Here is a 17,522-nt window from a genome sequence, read left to right as displayed (position 1 = left end):
CGCGGGGGCCGGGGGGACTTGCAGCGGCATGGTGGGTCGCCTCTCTCATTCGACAGGCACGGTGGATCGAGGGCAGGTGCGGACGACGCTGTCTGCTCCGGGGCCAGAGGGGCGGGGGCAGGGGACCGCGAGCGCCAACTCTCTGCCTCGTTCGCGGAGTTTATACGACACGTGTTCAGACGGTGTTTCGTCTAACCGCGCTCAATATTGCTCGCAAGCCGATTGTCGGTCGCCATTTTGCGGGCTTCATCCCGATTCCCGATGTGGGCCGTCCGTCTGACCTCCGCTCACTTCCGCGGAGCGGACGGCTGATTCTCGTCGGTGTTTTTCACCAGACGCGGTGCGGCGCTTTTCCTGCGTGTGTCATGCCTCGTGAATGTGCCCTGTGGCGACTCCTGTCGAGCGTACTGGGACGGGGGCATGTGCGGGGCGTTATCGATCACATTGCAGGGCATCATCCTGCGAGACACCGCAGCCGGATCATTGGCTGCCCATCCGAGGAGGGGACGCTTCGATGGGGGAGAAGGTCGTAGCAGGAACGTTTGACCTGTCCGAGCGGAACCAGTACCGGAGCAAGCTCAGGGAGTGTCTCGCGGGGTTACGGAGGCTGTTGGACGAGGAGCGGTTCGACCGGCCCAAGAATCTGATGGGAGTGGAGATCGAGCTGAATCTCGCGGGGCCCGACGGCATGCCGAGAATGATGAATGCGCAAGTTCTCGAGCGCATCGCGAGCCGCGACTTCCAGACAGAACTCGGAATGTTCAATCTCGAAGTCAATATCGCCCCGCACCGATTGGGCGGCCGCGTTCTCGACCGCCTCGCCGAGGAGCTGCGCACCGGCCTCGCCTATGCCCACCGTAAAGCGAACGAGGTGAACGCCGGCATCGTCATGATCGGCATTCTGCCGACCCTCGACCACCACGACCTGGTCTCCGGGAACCTCTCCGATGTCGACCGCTACGCCCTGCTCAACGACCAGATCGTGGCGGCGCGCGGCGAGGAGTTCGCCCTGGACATCACCGGCGTCGAGAGGCTGACCTGCACGTCCACGTCGATAGCGCCCGAAGCGGCGTGCACCTCCGTGCAGTTGCATCTCCAGGTCACCCCGGGCCGGTTCGCCGATGTGTGGAACGCGGCGCAGGCCGTGGCCGCCGCGCAGATCGCCGTGGGCGCCAACGCGCCGTTCCTGTTCGGCCGTGAGCTGTGGCGCGAGTCCAGGCCGCCGCTGTTCCTGCAGTCCACGGACACCCGGCCGCCCGAACTGCAGGCGCAGGGCGTACGGCCGCGGACCTGGTTCGGGGAGCGCTGGATCACCGACGCGTACGAGCTCTTCGAGGAGAACCTGCGGTACTTCCCGGCGCTCCTTCCCCTCATGGACGACGAGGACCCCCTGGAGGCGCTGGACGACGGCCGTGTGCCGCGCCTTGCCGAACTCGTCCTGCACAACGGCACCGTGTACCGCTGGAACCGCCCGGTGTACGGCATCGCCGACGGCGTCCCGCATCTGCGGGTGGAGAACCGGGTCCTGCCCGCGGGCCCCACCGTCACCGACGTCATCGCCAACGCCGCCTTCTACTACGGCCTCGTACGGGCACTGGCCGAGGAAGCGCGGCCGGTGTGGGCCCGGCTGCCCTTCGAGGCCGCCGCCGACAACTTCGACACCGCGTGCCGCTACGGCATCGAGGCCCGCCTGAAGTGGCCGCGCAGGGGCAGATACGGCGGGATCGTCGAGGTGCCCGCGGTCTCGCTCGTCCGCGACGAACTGCTGCCGCTGGCCGCCGCGGGGCTCGACGCATGGGGCGTGGAGCCCGCCGACCGGGACTTCTACCTCGGTGTGATCGAGGAGCGGTGCAGGCGGCGGGTGAACGGGGCGTCCTGGCAGGCGGCGACGTACCACCAGGCCCTGGAGACCGGGCTCGAACGCGAGGCCGCGCTCGCCGCCACCACCCGTCGTTACGCCGAGCTGATGCACGCGGGGGAGCCGGTGCACACCTGGCCGGTGGGGCTGCCCGAACCCGCCGTGCTGAGCTGAGCGCTCAGCCCTGGCTGCCCGCCTCCACGATGGCCTTGAGGATGACCGCGTGGATCTGCGCCGGGTCGTCGACCTGGTGCCCCGAGCCGCCGGTCGCCTCCGCGATCTGCTTGACCTCTTCCTTGTCCGCGTTCGGGCCGACGGCGATCGCGATGAGCGGCACCGGGCGCTTGGGGTCGGAGAGCTCCCCCAGTTGGGAGATGAGGCTGCTGCGCGAGATGGAGCCGGGGTCCTGGTTGGCGCCGTCGGTGAGCACCACCAGTGCGTTGAACTTGCCGCTCGCGTACGTCGACGTCGCCTCCTTGTACGCGGCGAGCGTCGTGTCGTACAGACCGGTCGCACCGCCCGGTATGGGCTTCAGATCGCTGAACGCCTCGGAGATCTTGTCCCGTTGGGTGCCGTCGCCCTTGTGGTCGCCGAGCCGCTCGGTCGGCACGAGCTTGCGGTAGTCGCGCTCCCCCTCGAGCCCGGTGGCGAACTCCCACAGCCCGATCTCGTCCTCGTCGGTGAACCCCGCGAGGGCCTGCAGGAGCGAGGACTTGGTGACCTCCATACGGGTCTGCTCGCGGCCCGGCACCCACTCGCTCATGGAGTCGGACACGTCGACGACCGTGCTGAGCCGGGCACTTTGGACCGTGATCGTCCACATGCCGAGCGTCTCCTGGAGCTGCTTGTCCGACGGCGGCTCGGCCGCGTCGTCCGCGTACGGCTGCGGGGTGCGGCCGCCGGCGGCCGTGACGAGCTTCTCGGACACCTGCTCGGCGTCGGTCCTGAAGCCGTGTTTCTCCAGGATCGCGTGCCCGCCGTCGTCGCTGAACAGCGTCATGAAGCGCAGGGCCGCCCGGCTCTGGTCCGTGGAGAGCCGGTCCTCCTCGACCAGCGTGTACGGGTAGTCGAGGCGCGGTGCGCCGTCCTTCGGATAGAACATGTCGAGGCTGTTCTCCTCGCCCGCCGACGCGTTGTGCCGGAACGCGGCCTGCTCGGAGAGGATCAGCGCCTGGTTGCGGCGCGGGTTGCCCTGCTCGGTGCCCGAGTCGTCGCGGGCCAGGGTGTCCAGGAGCCGGCCGTCGCTGTCGGCGGTCCGCGCGGACAGCGCCTTGGCCATGCCGGCCGCCTGGGTGTCGCCTTGAGCACCGCCCGACTTCTTCGCCGACGCGCTCAGCTTGGCGAGGGCGAGCAGGCCGGTCGCGCTGCGCGCCGGGTCGGCGGCGCCGAGCCGCAGCTTGTCGCCCTTCATCGCGGCGCCGGCCAACTCCGGCCAGGCGTACGTCTTCTTGGGCCAGCCCAGGGACTCGGCGGCGGACGGCACCATGGCCATGCCGACCGGCGACGACGCGAGGTTCCCGGCGGGGACCACCTTGGTCTTGCTGCCGATGCCGACGCGCTGCACCCACAGGTCGGAGTCCGGCACCCATACGTCGTACGCCGGATCGCCCTTGCCCGCCCGGAGTTCGTCGGCCACCTTGTACGACTCGCGGGCGGTGACGCGTACATCGATGCAGTGCCCGTCGGACGTGACCTGCTTCTCGCGGGCGTCGTCGGCGGCGGCGCGCAGCGCGGGGGAGATGTCCGGCGCCGCGACGACATTCAGCCGGACCGCGTTCTCGCTGCACGATCCGCCGAAGGAGAGCAGGTCGCTGCGGACGGCGAACGCGGTGCCGGCGGCGACCGCCAGGACGAGCGCCGTCGCGATGGCCACGGTGCGGCCGCGGGTGCGCGGTCGTGGGTCGGTTGCGACCGTTCCGTGCTCATCGGGCAAGCTGTGACGTCCCATGGCGGTGGTGCCCCTCCTTGAGTGATGAAGCAAGGAAAGAGGAGGTGGCATGACCGCAATCGGCGTCCGTCCCCCTCGGCCTGTCGCGCACGATCTTCGTAACTTCTTTCGAGACCCTAGCGGGGCGCGGGTGAGGATGAGGCGGGATTAATCAACTGGAGGCGGAGTGCAAGCGGAGCCCGGGTCGTTGGCTGGTTCTTTTCGACCGGAGGAGCCATCACGGCGGATCCTCCGGGACGAGACGCTGCTCGTCCTGGCGCTGTCGCTCGGTGCGAGCGGTGTGTCCGCGCTGATCAGCTTTGTCGGATCGGTCACCAAACCGGGCGGTCTGAAGGATCAGGCCGCGACGATGAACGCGTCGGCCGCGCCGGGACGGCCCTGGCTTGATCTCGCGTGGCAATTGTTCGGAATCGCGACCGCGTTGGTGCCCGTGGCGCTGGTGGCGCACTTCCTGCTGCGGGAGGGTGCGGGGCTGCGGACGATCGGTTTCGACCGGAGCCGGCCGTGGCCCGATCTGGGGCGCGGTGCCGCGATCGCCGCCGTGATCGGCAGCACCGGGATCGCCTTCTATCTGGCGGCGCGCGGCCTCGGGTTCAACCTCACCGTGGTGCCGGAGGATCTGCCCGACGTGTGGTGGAAGTACCCGGTCCTCGTGCTCTCCGCGGTGCAGAACGCGGTGCTCGAGGAAGTGATCGTCGTCGGCTATCTGCTGCGCAGGTTCGGGCAGTTGGGGTGGACGCCGATGGCCGCGCTGGTCGGCAGCTCGGTGTTGCGCGGCTCCTACCACCTCTACCAGGGCATCGGCGGATTCCTCGGCAACATGGCGATGGGTGTGGTCTTCGTGCTGCTCTACCGCCGGTGGGGGCGGGTCGGACCGCTGGTGGTGGCCCATTCGCTGCTGGATATCGGGGCGTTCGTCGGGTACGCGCTGCTGGCGGGGAAGGTCGGCTGGCTGCCTACGCCGTGACACCGGCGCTTCTGTGGGGACGTATCTGTGGGGACGTATCTGTGGGGACGTACGACATGGCCGTACGACATGGCCGTACGTCCCCACAGCTCTGTCAGGCGAGCAGTGCGCCCTCGATGACCGTGACCGCGCGGCCCGTCAACAGGGTGCGCTCGCCGCGCAGTTCGGTGCCGACGAGGCCGGAGCGGGCCGAGGCCTGGAGGCCGGTCAGTTCCGTGCGGCCCAGGCGCTGGGACCAGAAGGGGGCCAGGGCCGTGTGGGCGCTGCCCGTCACCGGGTCCTCGTCGATGCCGACGCGCGGGAAGAAGCCGCGGGATACGAAGTCGTAGCCGCGGGCGGGGTCTTCGGCGCGGGCGGTCGCGATGATGCCGCGCTCGGAGTGCCGGACCAGGGCCTTGTGGTCGGGGGCCAGCGCGCGCACCGTCTTCTCGTCCGCGAGCTCGACGAGCAGGTCACCGAGGTGCTCTCCGGTGTCGTACGCCGCGAGGGGCTCGGCGCCCAGGGCTTCGGCCACGCCGTCGGGGACCTCGGCCGGTGTGAGCGGGGCGGTCGGGAAGTCCATGGTGATGGTGCCGTCGTCGTGCGCGGTGGTGATGAGGACGCCGCTGCGGGTGGCGAGGCGCACGGGCCCGGTGGCGGCCCCCGTGGTGTGCAGGACATGGGCGGTGGCGAGGGTGGCGTGGCCGCAGAGGTCGACCTCGGTGGTGGGCGTGAACCACCGCAGGGCCCAGTCGGCTTCGCCGTTCGCGGGGAGGCGGTGGGCGAAGGCAGTCTCGGCGTGGTTGATCTCCGCGGCCACGTGCTGGAGCCAGGCGTCGTCCGGGAAGGCGTCGAGGAGCAGGACGCCTGCCGGGTTGCCGGTGAAGGGGCGGTCGGTGAAGGCGTCGACGACGCGGATGCGGTGGGAAGTCGGCATATCGAGGACGCTAGCGGGCCAATACGGGGGCGCGCCAAGGCCAATTGCGGGTGGGTGGCCCGATTGGCCCCTTCGTCGATCACGCCCCGCCTCGCGTCCCGTGTCCGGCGGGCCGAGGCTGGAAGGGGGGATTCTCTGGGCCCGGCAGCGGGCCCGCAGAGGAGGAACCATGACGGCGACGACGCGGAACGACACTCCTGTCGCGATCGAAGGCGGCGGTGTGGAGCTGCGGATGCGGGACTTCGGGGGCGACATGGCTGTCGCGTTCGCGCGGCTTCCGAAGGGCACGGACATGAGGCCGGCCCTCACCGGGAGTCCCGGCGGTATGTGCCAGTGCCCCCACTGGGGCTACCTGCTCAAGGGGCGTCTGAAGATGCGGACGGCCTCCGGTGACGAGATCTACGAGGCAGGGCAGGCCTTCTATTGGCCTCCCGGACATGCTCCGGAGGCGCTCGAGGACTGCGAGTACGTCGACTTCTCGCCGAAGAAGGAGCTGAACGAGGTGATCGACCAGGTCAAGGCGCAGATGGGCTGACCTGGCACGGTGCCGTTGGCTGGGGCGTTGTCCTGTCTCAACGAAGTTAGTCGTCCATCCCTGAGCTGACCTGCGTGGACTGGATTGGGTGAGACGCGGGGACTGGGTTCGTTGAGACAAAACTCGGCTCGCTAACGCAGCTGCGCGTTCCGATGCTGGTCGCCCGCCTGCTCCAAGGCGGCCTCGTAGGCGTGCAGGGCGGTGATGACTGTGGCGCGTTCCGTGGGGTCGAGGCCGCGCATGACGCATTCCCAGGCAGAGGCGCTGCCAGAAAGCCATTCGCCGATCGGTGCGGCGTAGGCGGGGGCGATGGCGATGATGCGGCGGCGGCGGTCGGCGGGATCGGCGGTGCGCTGCAGGACGCCCGGCCGTGACAGCTCGCTAACCATGAGGCTGACAGTCGTCGGGGCCACCTCCAGCCGAGCGGCTAGCTCGTTGATGCTGGTGGGGCCTTCGTACTCCAGGTGGGCCAGCAGTGCGAGGTGTCGCGGTGCCAGGTCCAGACCCTGGAGCGCCGGAGGTATGGGCAGGCGCTTGGCGCGGCCCACGAGCCGTGGCATGAGCAACAGCAGGGTGCGGACGGCCTCATTGACGGCTGGACCGTCCGATTCCGTGGACATCAGCGACCTCTTCCAGATACCTTTAAAAACAAAGGCTTTGGATTCAAAGGGAACGAGGTCCACTATGCCGCATCTGACCGTCCACCTTCCAGAGAACAGGCTGACCGGGAACGAACCCCTGCTCGTCGCCGCACTGACCGACGCTGTCGTCGACGTCTATGGCGAATGGGCCCGAGATCTCGTAAGCGTCCGCCTGGCGGGAGTCCCGGCAGGCCGTTTCGCGCAGGGCGGCAAGGCCGTGGACACAAATGCCTCGGTGATCTTGGGCGTCCGCGCTGGTGTCTTCGACCGCCCCGACGCCGCCCAGATCACCGCGCGCCTCGGCACCGCGCTCACCGACGCGATCACGCGCGTGGTCGGTGATGACCTCCGCGCCGGCACCATGGTCGAACTCGTGGCGTCACCGCCAGAACGTACCTTCGTCGGCGGCGCCCTCACTGTGTGACCCCCATTCTGGGCCACCTCACGACCCGGCTGTACTCAAGCTCAGCAGCGGTAGTAGGGGCGGAACGGGCTCCACCGTGTTTCCGCGTCGGCTTCATCGGGCTGGCGCGGTGGCGGGATGGTTTCGCGCGGGAAGAACGCGTCGTAGATCCTCGGGCTTCGGTGGAAGGCGACGAACTTGTGGGTGGAGAAATGCTGCTCAACCCATTGGATCAGGGGGTCCTTGCGGTCCTTGGGGACGTAGCCGAGAAGGATGTTGCGGACGGTGATCTGCTCGACGAGCCAGGTGACGTGGCCGGTGGCGACGGCGCGGCGTTCCCACTCCCGGCTGGCGAGAAGTCCGGCGAGCGTCACGACTTGAGGGTGGAAGACCATGGTGAGCGTCAGGTCGGGAGAGGGGAGTTTTCCGGTGCCGTCGGTGAGGATGCGGCGTGCAGTGTCGAGCAGATCGAACGGGTCAGCGGACTGCTGCAGCCAGGCGAAGTACATCTTTCGCGCATCCGGATAGGCGTTGCGAACCCAGCGGCGGCCGTGACGGGCCACCAGGTTTCGATGGTGTCTCTGGGCTCGTAGCGTGTCGGGGAGCCTGCTGATGTCGACTTGCTCGTCGGCGTTGGCGATGCCGTTGCCGATCCAGAGGCGGTGGCGGAGGCAGACGTTGAGGTCATGAGTGGTCCAGCAGGTGACGGTCATGGTGATGCCTGCGGCGTGGGTGCAACGGCGGCAGGCGGGACGCTGGATGGCGGTGTGCAGGGCTGAGCGCGGACGTCCGATGGCGCCGGGCTTCTCGATGGCGTCGGTGTCGGCGTCGAGGAATTCAGGCAGGGCCAGCTCCAGGGCGCGTTGGCGGACTCCGGCCGCGGCGGCGAGAGGCTCAACGAGCGTGTTGGCCGGAGTCTTCTTGGCGCGGCGGATCTCCAATAGGGGCAGCAACTGGTCGGCCGGAAGGTGGTTGGCGGCGGCGAGCCTGTGGAGGAAGGAGTCCAGGGTCTCGTTGTGAAAGAGGGGGACGGTGCGCGGAAGCGGCTGCCTTGGTGGCACTACTCGTCGCGTTCCCGCAGATGGAGAAGGTCGGGGAGGGCTCTGAGGCGTTCACGGTGCGCCGCGGCGCGGCACATACGAGAACACCACACCGGCTGGCGCCGACTTCCGCGTGAGGGGCTTGTCTTCTGCTGCTGATCCTGCCCGCAGTGTCCGCACTGCCCCCGGGCCCACTGGGCTTCGTAGGAGGCTTGCCTGCAAGGTTCGGAGCACCAGCGAAAAGGGCGGTTGCGTTCGACGGTGGTGCCGCAGTGGGCGCAGGGCGCTCTATGGACGGTGTGCCGGCGGGCGCCCTGAGGCGAGAGCGGGACGCGCTTTCGGCGGGCGATCAGGCGGCAGCGGTCGGAACACCATCGTGCGGGTCGGCCCTTGACTCTCCGGGAGCGCAGGGGCTGGAAACAGTTGCCGCATCGCGTGTCGATCAGTGCTCGTTGCAGGTCAGCAAGGGGGCGTCCCGTGACCGCGGCCACTTTCTCGACGAGGGGCGGGCCGAGGGAGCCCACCGCGCAGAGGTGGAAGCGCAGATCAGCGGGCGGGAGGTGGTTAGCGAGCGCCAGGTGCCGGATGTAGGAGTCGACGGTGTCGTCGTCGGCCGGGCGAACGTAGATCGGCAGGCAGGGAGGAGGGATATCGATCATCGCTGCCTGGTCGGCTTTCGGGCGGGACGAACGGATTCCGCGGCGTGATCCAGGGGGATGGCGTCGAGGCCTTCCTTGGTGACGCGCTCGGTGCCGTTGAGGATCGCGTCGATCGCGGCGCCCCGGATGGCGTGGGACAGGGCTCCGATCATTCCGTCGGTGCGGTTGTGCAGGTAGCGGTCCAGTTTGACCAGGCTGCGCGGTGGATGATCGTGCAGGATCAGGGTCTCTTCCATGGTCGCGATCAGCCCTTTCCATTCGTCGCCGTAGGGGAACGGGCCGGTGGGGACGAGGGTGAAGCGGCCCGCGATCTGAGCGCCTCGCGTGCCGACCAGCAGTTCACTGGTCTCCAGGTCGATTCCGGCGTAGACGAAGGTCGCGGGGATGCGCTCGTTATCTTGAGCCCGCACGAGCGTGTCCTTCATGTGCGTGAAGCACTCTGAAGTTCCCCCAACTCCCGTCGTGGATGCGGTTATCTGCCGCCGTCCAACACGGAAGGCTGGAGATGCGATGCGCGTACAGAGGGTGCTGGCACCCGGGTCGACGACGGAGTCGTGGACGCTGCTGGGGGATGATCTGCGGCCGGTCGATCCGGTCGAGTCGTTCCTGGCCTACTTGACGGCGATCGAGCGGTCGCCGAACACCGTCAAGGCGTACGCCCACGACCTGAAGGACTGGTGGCACTACCTCGACGGCCGTGATCTGGACTGGAAATCAGTGGACTTGGAGGCGGTGGCCTCCTTCGTGGCCTGGCTGCGGTTGCCGCCGCCGGCCCGGAGCGGGGCGGTGGCGGTGCTGCCGACGGTCGAGCACCACTGCACGGCTTCCAGCGTGAACCGCAAACTTGCCGCGGTCAGCACGTTCTACGAGTTCCATGCCCGCAGCGGCGTCGCGGTCGTTGACCTGCTGGTGACGATGCGCCCGGCCGGACCGCATCGATCGGCGGCCACCTCCTACAAGCCGTTCTTGCAGCACATCGCCTCCGGCAAGCCCGAACGGACGAGGACGATCAAGCTCAAGAACGGACGGAAGCACCCCCGCGTCCTGACTGCCGCCCAGGTCCAGAAGATCCTTGACTCCTGCGAACACCTGCGGGACCGCCTGTTGTTCGCTCTGCTGCTGGACACCGGGGTCCGCATCGGTGAGGCCCTCGGTCTGCGGCACGACGACATCGCGATCGCCGAACGGCAGGTGACCGTGGTGCCGCGGCAGAACGACAACCGGGCCCGTGCGAAGGCCGGCCGGTCCCGCAGTATTCCGGCGAGCGCGGAGCTGATGCGTCTGTACTCGGACTACCTGCACCGCGAGTACGGCGCCCTGGACTCCGACTACGTCTTCGTGAACCTCTTCGCCGAACCCCACGGCCACCCCTGGAGTTATCCGGCCGTCTATGACCTGGTCAGACGGCTTCGGAAGACCACCGAGATCGCTTTTGAACCCCACCAATACCGCCACACCTACGCCACCTGGCTGCTTCGCCGCGGGGCCGGGATGGAGACGGTGAAGGAGTGCCTTGGGCACGCATCGATCACCACCACGATCGACACATACGGTCACCTCACCGTCGAGGATGCACGGCGGACGCTGGAGGCCGCAGGCTGGTTCACCGGCCGGGAGGTCCGGCTGTGACCTTCCCCGCCGAGAAGTCACCGGGACGGACGAGGCTGCTTGAGCAGCTGATGGCCGTCGTCCGATCCGAGTTCCGCACCGAGATCTACGTCCCCGCTCCGGACAACCCCGTCTTCATCGCCGACGAGTGCGCGGTCACGGACTGCGACCGGACGGCAGCGTCGGCCAGGCGCGGACTCTGCAACGCCCACGCCATCCGGTTCCGCAAGCGCGGCCGCCCACCGATGACGGACTTCCTCGCCGAACCCGGCCCACCGGTCCGAGGCCGCAGATCGCTGGCCGTCTGTGTCATCGACGGCTGCCACTACGGACGCCGCGCCAAAAACGGCTTGTGCTCCAAGCATCACGACCGTTGGAGCCGGGCCGGCAAGCCCGACCCAGCCACCTGGAATGCCCCTGACCTGGCCCCATGTGACACCACGACGTCCGAGTGCCGTCTGCCGTTCTGCAACCTCTGGGTCGAAAACCCCGTCAAGCTCTTCTGCACGGGACACGATGACCGCTGGCACCGCCACGGCTGTCCCGACCCCGACCACTTCATCGCCGACTGCGAACTGGTCGGAACCGCCAGCATCGATCTGCGCGACCTGGCCCCACAACTGAAACTGGAGATCCAGTACGCGCTGCAATGCCGCCACGACGCGCGCTCCCGCACCGCCGCCCCTCGCCTGGTCATGCCGGCCGTCCGACGCGTCAAGGCACTCGGGGTCACCTCGCTGCTGGACCTGTCGGAACAACAGTGGCGCCAGAAAGTCGGGGCTCAGGCCGACGAGTCGGCCCTGTTCCTCCTCGATGCCCGTGACGGGCTGGAGGCCCTGCGGGACGGGACTGGCTGGGAGATCGAGTACCCCAGGGATGTGTGGCGGCTCCACAAACTGCCCGGCATCACCACCCCGGCCGGACGTCCCTGCCCACGCGCCCGGCTGCGGTTCGACCGCATCCCCCAGTTCTGGCTCCGTGAGCTGGGCAAACGATGGACGAGGCTGCGGCTGACGTCCGGGCTGAGCATCGGTGCGGCCCGCGCCGGGGTCGACGCGCTCATCTGCTTCGGCGGTTTCCTCACGTCCGCCGGCGTCGATGCGCTCGTCGAGGTGAACCGGCCGCTGCTGGAGCGCTACCTCGCCCACGTGATGTCACAGCCCGGCGGGCACGGCATGAAGAAGACGAGGATCGGCGCGCTCAACCTGTTCTTCCAGAACATCCGGCAGTACGGCTGGGAGGACACCCTGTCCGGCACCGCGGCCTTCTACGTCGGCGACGTCCCACCAGTCCCCGAACAAGTCGACCGCCGCCTTGCCGAGTACGTCATGACCCAGATCGAGTCGCCTGGCAACCTGGACCGCTGGCCCGACGCGGCGGGCCGACTGGTCACCCTCATCCTCACCCGCTGCGGACTGCGTATTTCCAGCGCTCTGGCCCTCGACTTCGACTGCTTCCTCCACGACGGCCAGGGCGCCCCCTACTTGCGCTACTTCAACACCAAGATGAGGCGCGAGGCGGCCGTGCCCATCGATGAGGAACTCGAAGCAGCCATCCGCGAGCAACAACGCCGGGTGCTGGACCAGTGGCCGGACGGGACGGCCTGTCTGTTCCCCCGCCAACGCGCCAACGTCTCGGGGAACCTCCCGCTGGCGGACGGCACCTACCGGCGGATGCTCGGTCGCTGGCTGGAGACCTGCGAGATCCGTGACGAACACGGGCGGCCAGTACACCTGACACCCCATCAATGGCGGCATACCTTCGCCTGCCGACTCATCAACCGAGACGTCCCGCAAGAGGTCGTCCGCGTCCTCCTGGACCACGATTCACACAAGATGACCGCGCATTACGCCAAGATCACCGATCAGACAGTGCGGCGGCACTGGGAACAGGCGACCAAGGTCAACATCAAAGGCGAACGCGTGGTCCTCGATCCCGACGGGCCGCTCGGTCAGGCCCAGTGGGCCAAGACGCGTTACGGCATCGCCACCCAGACCCTGCCCAACGGCTACTGCGGGTTGCCCGTTCAGAAGACCTGCCCGCACGCCAATGCCTGCCTGACCTGCCCGGTCTTCCTCACTGGGCCCGAGTTCCTGCCGGAGCTCCGCGAACAGCGCACCCGCACCCTGACGCTGATCGACAACGCCAAGAGCTGCGGTCACGGCCGCATGACCGAAATGAACCAGCAGGTCGCCGACAACCTCGACCGCATGATCGGCGAGATGGAAGACGACCAGGAGACTGAGAATGCCGGCTGACAACTCCCACCTGATCGTCGCCGCGGCCCGTCGGAGAGCCACGGCAACCCGCCGACGCGCGGTCGCCGCCCTGCGGCGGATGGATGCCACCGGCACCGCGATCACCTTCGAGACCGTCGCCCGCGAAGCGGGCGTCTCCCGGTCCTGGCTCTACAACCAGCCGGACCTGAGAGCCGAGATCGAGCGACTTCGCGCCCGCCGCCGGTCGATCCCGGCAGCCCGGCCGGTTCCCGACCGGCAACGAGCCTCCGACGCCTCCCTTCTGCGCCGCTTGGAGGCCGCCACCGAGCGCAACCGACAACTGGAAACCGAGAACCGGGAGTTGCGCGATGCCCTCGCTCTTGCGCTCGGGGAACGACGCACCGCCGACTTGCCAGACCGCCGCGGCGACACGCCGAAGAAGAAGTCTTCCGCCGTTATCGGACCGTGCTGAGGAGACCGTCGAGGACACCGTCCTCCACACGAAACACCAGGTCAGACACCTGCAAGATCAGCGGGCTCAAGATAACGGTCGGAGAAGTACTTCAAGGTGTCGGAGACCTCGGCGCCGGCCTGGGTCCTCTGCGAGATGTTGTGGATCTCGTCGACGACCACGAGACCCGTGCGGGTGTCGGTGCAGACACCCACCACGGCCTCGATGATGTCGGTCATGTTCGACCGGGGACGGACCGGAAGTCCCAGGAACCGGGCGAACTCCGCCGCGACCATGCGTGCGGTCGCTGCAGGCGGAACTGTGATGTAGAGAACCGGAATTCGGTCGGAGATTTGCGGGTGACGGGCCCCGTCGAGAAGTTCGTGAGCGCGGCCGAGTTGGGCGATGGCGCTGGTCTTGCCGGTGCCGGGAAGGCCCGAGACCATCAGCCCGCGGCGGGCGCTGATCGCGTGTCGGTTCAGCAGGACCAGGCGACGGCCGCAGATCCGTGTCTTCTCCACGAACGACGTGGAGACCGTGAGCATCCGGGCGTGATGGTCGAGGCGGTCCTCGTTGTGAAGGTCCCGCTCGGTCGGTGACAGCTGCTTCAACTGTCCTGGGGACAGTCGGCCCGGGGGTGGGGGCGGTCCGTCGACGAACTTCCGCCAGCCGGTCAGGGTGGTCAGCTGCCGGTTTGCCTCGGCGTCGGCCTCCTGCACTGTCGTGGGCCCGGCCGCTGGGCAGGAAAGGGTCATGGTCGCCTCCAGGGGTTGGCGAACGGGTCGAACAGACCCAGCGGGATGACATCGGCGAGCTCGGCGTCCGACTCGTCGTTGCCTTCGGGGTCGTTGGCGGGCGGATCGGGGACCGGGCGGTTGGTCGAGGTGGCCCGGGTGCGAGCGGCGACGCGACGGTCGCGCCGCGAACGCTTGGCCGGAGGGTCCTTCTCCGCAGCGGGACCGTCGTGGGCCCGCCGCAGCAGTGCTCCGGCCGCGTCCGCGATCTGTTCCTCGGTGCCGCCGGGGACCTGGGCGCGAGCGTGGTCCCAGGCCAACTCGCCGAAGGGGACGCCGACGCGGTGCAGGTGCTTCCAGAACACGGTGATCCACCGATCAGCGCGCGAGTCGCGTACCCAGATCCGGGACACGTCGTAGGGGTCGTAGTGGACCTCCCACAGACCCTTCTTCGCTGTCACCCCCGAGCTCTGTCGGCGCAACGGGTTCAACTCCGGGCTGTCGTAGGTGCGGTGCTTGATGCGGATCCCGTAGGCGTTGATCGCCTGCCAGCGCTCGGGCAGCAACTCGACGTAGTCCTCCGCGCCGAGCGGCACTGGCACGTATCCGCAGGATTCAAGCAGCGTCGCGTACTTGTCGTTCGGCGAGAATGCCCGCCCCGGTGCGTCCGGGTCGCGCAGCGAGTCGTGCGGCCTCGTTTGCCAGACGGCAATGATCCACTCGTTGAGAAGGTTCTGAAGCTCAGGCAGCGACCACAGCGGCCCGTCTTCCAGGCCGCGGCCCCGGCGGTCCGTCGTCGAGCCGGTGTATCCCGCGACGAACTGAGCGAACAACGTGGCCACGGAGCCCAGGGTCTTCTCGACCGTGCCCTTGTCGGTCGGCGTCGCCTTGTGCGCCGGCTGCAGGCTGATGCCCAGGTAACGGCAGGACGACCTGAACGCGTGCGAAATGAACACGCTTCCGTGGTCGCAGACGATCGTCTCCGGCACGATCACCGGGCGGGCAGCCGCGTGCTCCAGGCGCTCGTCGATGCTCAGCAGTCGCCGGTGCGGCAACGCTGACCGGGACATCCGCAGGGCTTCCGCCCAGCCCGGACGCATCACCTCGGGGGTAACACTGCGAGCCAGCAAGGCGGAGGCGTCCGCGGCCTTCGTGGAGGGCCGCAGCACCGCCGCGGTGATCGACCTGGTGGCAATGTCGACCATGGCCGTCAGCTCGACCTTCTCGGCGACACCGTCATCCAGCCGCACCAGCACGTCCATCGGCGTGGAATCGATCTGCATCAGCTCACCGGGCGCGCTGGCCGGTACTTCGCCGAACGGCCCCGACGGACGTGCCCCGACTGAGCGGCGGGTGCGGGCCGACCCGGTGGCGTGGGTGCCGACGACGAGTTTGTCGAACAGCCGGTAGAGCGTGGCCCGAGACGGCAACTCAACCTCGGCGGCCCCCTCCCGATCGGACAGAATCTGTTGGGTCCGCCATAGAGTGAAGCCGATGGTCCTTGACGACGCGTCGGCGGTCTCGGCGATCGCCTGTCGCATCGCCTCCACCACAGCCGGGTCGACCTGGCCGAAGGCCTGCATCTGCTTGGCCGACCGGCCGTCCGCCAGCCCGACCAGCCCATCCCGCTGGTAACGCTGGCGCCGTTGCTTGATGCCGCTGGCCGACACCTGATGCCCGGCCGCCGTCAGCTCGGCAGCCTTGGCCCGCTCGCGCTGGGCCAGCGAGTGGCGTTTCGGGTCGAGCTCCGGCCGCGGCTTGGTCCCTTCCGGAGCATCGGGCGGCAGACCGTGCAGGACCTCCAGGATGTGCCTCTCCCACCAGCGGGCCTGATCAGCGGCATCCTCGGGGAACTCCGCGATCCGGGAGGTCGGCGGCACCCGCCTCTTGCCGGTCACCGGTCAACTCCGCTGGCCAAGTGCACGATCGTGCGAGGTCTCAGCAACTCGACCGTCATGTCCTCGGCGATCAGCACCTGAAGCCAGAGGAGGTGAAACAACACCGGCAGCGTCGACAGCCGATCCCCTGCCGCATCAGCCCCCGTCATCAGCGGCCCCGGGTTTGAGAAGACCTCCCGGAGCCTGGTCGCGGCCGGGTCGTGCAGACACCGCGGGTGCCGGTAGCGCGACAGCCACCGGATATTCGCCAGCAGCACCGCGTCCGGTATCCCCGACCGGTCGAACCTCCACCCGGCCTGGGCGCAGACCAGGCGCGTCACCTCGAATGCTTCGGCGTCCTTCGGCTCGATCCGCTCGTCCGCGCGGACATCGACGACCACGGCGGAGCCGTCCGCGCGGCGGATGAAGTAGTCCGGGGCGTGCCGACGCTCTCGCTCGCCGTCATGCCAGTGCAGCCAGAACGGCTGCGAGCTGATCCCCACCACGCTCGGATCGAAGTCCATGAGCAGCAGCCGGTCCCGCTCCAGCCACGACTCGAAGCCGACGTGCCGCCCGGTCGTCGCTGCCCAGTACCAGCCTGGGAAATGACGCTCACCGCGCGACCAGCGGAACGTACGTACCGGATCGACATCCTCGAACCGGCCCGTCACACAGTCCCGCAGCGGACGCCGACGGCGTCCGTGCGCTACGTCCACGTACGACAACTCGACGCACGGCCCCGCCTGATCCACCCCAGCCGGTACAGCCATCCAGCACCCCCAGCGCCCTCAACCGCGCGACTAGGTTCGCTGAGACAGAAGCCCGAACGACTTGGTTCGCTGAGAAAACGACTCGATTGAGTGAGACAGGACAGGCGTTGACGGAAGAAGAGGCTTGCTGGGCGAACGGTTCCGATATATCGTTGACGCATCGCGACTGATCAACGACAAGACGGTTGATCGATGACATCAAGGAGTGATGGCGATGCGTAAGCACGGACATGAACACGAGCACGAGCACGGGCGTGGCCACTGCGGCCCCGGTCATGAGGGCCGGGGCGGTTTCGAGGGGCGGCGCGCGGCGTTCGGTCCCTTCGGCCCTGGCTTCGGCGGTCCCGGCGGCCCTTGGGGCGGCGGGCGCGGCGGCAGGGGCGGTCCCCGGGGCAGGGCGCGACGCGGTGATGTACGTGCGTCGATCCTGGCCCTTCTGAAGGACCGGCCGATGCACGGCTACGAGATGATCCAGGAGATCGCCGAGCGCAGCGGCGGGGCGTGGAAGCCCAGCCCCGGTTCGGTCTACCCCACCCTCCAGCTCCTGGAGGACGAGGGCCTGATCAGCAGCGCGAGCGAGGGCGGCAAGAAGCTCTTCTCGCTCACCGACGCTGGGCGCGAGGCGGCCGACGAGGGGCCCGAAGCGCCCTGGGAAGAGGCCGGGCGCGGGGTCGACTGGGAGACGCTGAACGAGATCCGGCAGGCCGGCTTCGGTCTGATGGAGGCGTTCGGCCAGGTCTGGAAGACCGGCAGCAAGGAGCAGCGCGAGAAGGCGGTCACGGTGATCAACGACGCCCGTAAGAAGCTGTATCTGATCCTCGCCGATGAGGACTGAGGCGGTAAGGGTCAGCGACCCCTACAGCCGGTGAGGCGCCCCGCATGCGATGTGCGGGGCG

At 68.4% G+C, this 17,522-nt stretch carries 14 protein-coding genes and 2 pseudogenes; 8 read left to right on the top strand and 8 right to left on the bottom strand.

Annotated elements, in window-relative coordinates:
* Nucleotides 1-514 precede the first annotated feature (514 nt).
* Nucleotides 515-2,032 (top strand): glutamate--cysteine ligase, encoded by a 1,518-nt coding sequence (locus E2651_RS16065; protein ID WP_135331816.1) that lies wholly within the window; start codon nt 515-517, stop codon nt 2,030-2,032.
* 4 nt (nt 2,033-2,036) lie between these two features.
* Here the strand turns inward: E2651_RS16065 and E2651_RS16060 are convergent, their stop codons facing one another.
* Nucleotides 2,037-3,806, bottom strand: coding sequence for a substrate-binding and VWA domain-containing protein (locus tag E2651_RS16060; protein ID WP_135331815.1), 1,770 nt, complete (start codon nt 3,804-3,806; stop codon nt 2,037-2,039).
* 166 nt (nt 3,807-3,972) lie between these two features.
* On the opposite strand from E2651_RS16060, the gene E2651_RS16055 reads away from it, so the two are divergent.
* Complete coding sequence (locus E2651_RS16055) at nt 3,973-4,773, top strand: type II CAAX endopeptidase family protein (RefSeq protein ID WP_135331814.1); 801 nt, start codon at nt 3,973-3,975, stop codon at nt 4,771-4,773.
* Between the two features lie 94 nt (nt 4,774-4,867).
* Here the strand turns inward: E2651_RS16055 and E2651_RS16050 are convergent, their stop codons facing one another.
* Complete coding sequence (locus tag E2651_RS16050; RefSeq protein ID WP_135331813.1) at nt 4,868-5,689, bottom strand: PhzF family phenazine biosynthesis protein; 822 nt, start codon at nt 5,687-5,689, stop codon at nt 4,868-4,870.
* A 169-nt stretch (nt 5,690-5,858) separates the two neighbouring features.
* Between E2651_RS16050 and E2651_RS16045 the strand changes: the two genes are divergently transcribed.
* Entirely contained in the window at nt 5,859-6,224 is a 366-nt protein-coding gene (locus tag E2651_RS16045) for a hypothetical protein (RefSeq protein WP_135331812.1), read from the top strand.
* A gap of 131 nt (nt 6,225-6,355) precedes the next feature.
* Here E2651_RS16045 and E2651_RS16040 read toward each other — a convergent pair whose 3' ends face one another.
* On the bottom strand, nt 6,356-6,844 hold the full coding sequence (locus E2651_RS16040; protein ID WP_135331811.1) for a helix-turn-helix domain-containing protein: 489 nt from the start codon (nt 6,842-6,844) through the stop codon (nt 6,356-6,358).
* Here E2651_RS16040 and E2651_RS16035 point away from each other — a divergent pair.
* A complete protein-coding gene (locus tag E2651_RS16035; RefSeq protein ID WP_245238871.1) occupies nt 6,837-7,289 on the top strand; it encodes a tautomerase family protein in 453 nt (150 codons plus the stop codon). The genes E2651_RS16040 and E2651_RS16035 overlap by 8 nt on opposite strands.
* A gap of 41 nt (nt 7,290-7,330) precedes the next feature.
* On the opposite strand, the gene E2651_RS16030 is transcribed toward E2651_RS16035, so the two are convergent.
* Both E2651_RS16030 and E2651_RS16025 read right to left on the bottom strand, forming a co-directional pair.
* Nucleotides 7,331-8,329, bottom strand: a complete 999-nt coding sequence (locus tag E2651_RS16030) for a TniQ family protein (protein ID WP_135331810.1) — start codon at nt 8,327-8,329, stop codon at nt 7,331-7,333.
* A 634-nt stretch (nt 8,330-8,963) separates the two neighbouring features.
* Nucleotides 8,964-9,362, bottom strand: a pseudogene (locus E2651_RS16025) (ATP/GTP-binding protein); the annotation flags it as partial.
* A 115-nt stretch (nt 9,363-9,477) separates the two neighbouring features.
* Between E2651_RS16025 and E2651_RS16020 the strand changes: the two are divergent.
* From E2651_RS16020 to E2651_RS16010, 3 genes are read left to right on the top strand one after another with little or no spacing between them, the layout of a single operon-like run.
* A complete protein-coding gene (locus E2651_RS16020) occupies nt 9,478-10,596 on the top strand; it encodes a tyrosine-type recombinase/integrase (RefSeq protein ID WP_135331809.1) in 1,119 nt (372 codons plus the stop codon).
* A complete protein-coding gene (locus E2651_RS16015) occupies nt 10,593-12,833 on the top strand; it encodes a tyrosine-type recombinase/integrase (RefSeq protein ID WP_245238869.1) in 2,241 nt (746 codons plus the stop codon). The genes E2651_RS16020 and E2651_RS16015 overlap by 4 nt, the downstream gene beginning before the upstream one ends.
* Nucleotides 12,823-13,266, top strand: coding sequence for a DUF6262 family protein (locus E2651_RS16010; protein WP_135331808.1), 444 nt, complete (start codon nt 12,823-12,825; stop codon nt 13,264-13,266). Before E2651_RS16015 ends, E2651_RS16010 begins: the two co-directional genes overlap by 11 nt.
* 74 nt (nt 13,267-13,340) lie before the next feature.
* Here the strand turns inward: E2651_RS16010 and E2651_RS16005 are convergent.
* The 3 genes and pseudogenes from E2651_RS16005 to E2651_RS15995 form a co-directional block, all read right to left on the bottom strand.
* Nucleotides 13,341-14,000: pseudogene (locus tag E2651_RS16005) on the bottom strand (ATP-binding protein); the annotation flags it as partial.
* Nucleotides 13,997-15,877, bottom strand: a complete 1,881-nt coding sequence (locus E2651_RS16000; protein WP_135331807.1) for a Mu transposase C-terminal domain-containing protein — start codon at nt 15,875-15,877, stop codon at nt 13,997-13,999. The pseudogene E2651_RS16005 and the gene E2651_RS16000, both read right to left, overlap by 4 nt.
* Nucleotides 15,874-16,626 carry a TnsA-like heteromeric transposase endonuclease subunit gene (locus E2651_RS15995; RefSeq protein WP_135331806.1) on the bottom strand — a complete coding sequence of 251 codons (753 nt, stop codon included), beginning with the start codon at nt 16,624-16,626 and terminating at the stop codon, nt 15,874-15,876. The genes E2651_RS16000 and E2651_RS15995 overlap by 4 nt, the downstream gene beginning before the upstream one ends.
* A gap of 214 nt (nt 16,627-16,840) precedes the next feature.
* On the opposite strand from E2651_RS15995, the gene E2651_RS15990 reads away from it, so the two are divergent.
* Nucleotides 16,841-17,461: a PadR family transcriptional regulator gene (locus tag E2651_RS15990; RefSeq protein ID WP_135331805.1), complete on the top strand. Its 621-nt coding sequence runs from the start codon at nt 16,841-16,843 to the stop codon at nt 17,459-17,461.
* Nucleotides 17,462-17,522: the final 61 nt, after the last annotated feature.

The sequence above is a fragment of the Streptomyces sp. MZ04 genome (genome assembly GCF_004684775.1).
Taxonomy (GTDB): Bacteria; Actinomycetota; Actinomycetes; order Streptomycetales; family Streptomycetaceae; genus Streptomyces.
The sequence above is the reverse complement of the archived record's forward strand: the minus strand, read 5'-3'. Positions and strand labels throughout refer to the sequence as shown.